1 protein-coding gene is annotated in these 1,359 nt (G+C 67.0%); it reads left to right on the plus strand.

The window, feature by feature from the left end:
• On the plus strand, nt 1–1,359 hold a 1,359-nt coding region (locus A5782_RS04445), incomplete at both ends, for a (Fe-S)-binding protein (RefSeq protein ID WP_156623794.1).

The following is a 1,359-nucleotide window of genomic DNA, read 5'->3' on the forward strand; positions in this document are numbered from 1 at the left end:
CATGCTGGACTTCGCCACCTGTACCGAGTGCGGGCGCTGCCAGTCGCAGTGCCCGGCGTGGAACACCGGCAAGCCGCTGTCGCCCAAGCTCGTCATCATGGACCTGCGCGATCACTGGATGGCCAAGGCGCCCTACATCCTGGGCGATAAGGAAAGCCCCCTGGAGAGCACCTCGGAAGGGGGGGTCGGCGAGGAACTGTCCGGTGAGAAGCACGCCGAGGCCCACCACGTTCCCGAGTCGGGCTTCGGCCGCGTGATGGGATCCGGCCCCGAGCAGGCCAACCGGCCGCTGGTCGGCACCGAGGAACAGGGCGGCGTCATCGACCCCGACGTGCTGTGGTCCTGCGTGTCCTGCGGTGCCTGCGTCGAGCAGTGCCCGGTGGACATCGAGCACATCGATCACATCATCGACATGCGCCGCTACCAGGTGATGATGGAGTCCGAGTTCCCCTCCGAGCTGTCGGTGCTGTTCAAGAACCTGGAAACCAAGGGCAACCCGTGGGGTCAGAACGCGTCGGACCGCACCAGCTGGATCGACGAGGTCGACTTCGACGTGCCGGTCTACGGCGAGGACGTCGACAGCTTCGACGGGTTCGAGTACCTGTTCTGGGTGGGTTGCGCCGGCGCCTACGACGACAAGGCCAAGAAGACCACCAAGGCCGTCGCCGAGCTGCTGGCCATCGCGGGCGTGAAGTACCTGGTGCTCGGCACCGGCGAGTCCTGCAACGGCGACTCGGCGCGCCGCTCGGGCAACGAGTTCCTGTTCCAGCAGCTGGCCGCCCAGGCCGTCGAGACCCTGGACGGGGTGTTCGAAGGCGTGGAGACCGTTGACCGCAAGATCGTCGTCACCTGCCCGCACTGCTTCAACACCCTGGGCCGTGAGTACCGCCAGCTCGGCGCGAACTATTCGGTGTTGCACCACACCCAGCTGCTCAACCGGCTGATCCGGGACAACAAGCTGGTGCCGGTCACGCCGGTGTCGCAGGACATCACTTATCACGATCCCTGCTATCTGGGGCGGCACAACAAGGTCTATGAGGCGCCGCGCGAGCTGATCGGGGCCGCGGGGGCGAACCTGACCGAGATGCCACGCCACGCCGAGCGCAGCTTCTGCTGTGGCGCCGGCGGCGCGCGGATGTGGATGGAAGAGCACATCGGCAAGCGGATCAATCACGAGCGCGTCGACGAGGCGCTGGCCACCGGGGCCGCGACCGTGGCGACCGCGTGCCCGTTCTGCCGGGTGATGGTGACCGACGGTGTCAACGACCGTCAGGAAGAGGCCGGTCGCAGCGGTGTCGAGGTGCTCGACGTCGCGCAGATCCTGCTCGGGTCCCTCGAGTACGACAAGGCGACGCTGCC

The sequence above is a fragment of the Mycobacterium sp. 852002-40037_SCH5390672 genome, assembly GCF_001665875.1.
Taxonomy (GTDB): Bacteria; Actinomycetota; Actinomycetes; order Mycobacteriales; family Mycobacteriaceae; genus Mycobacterium.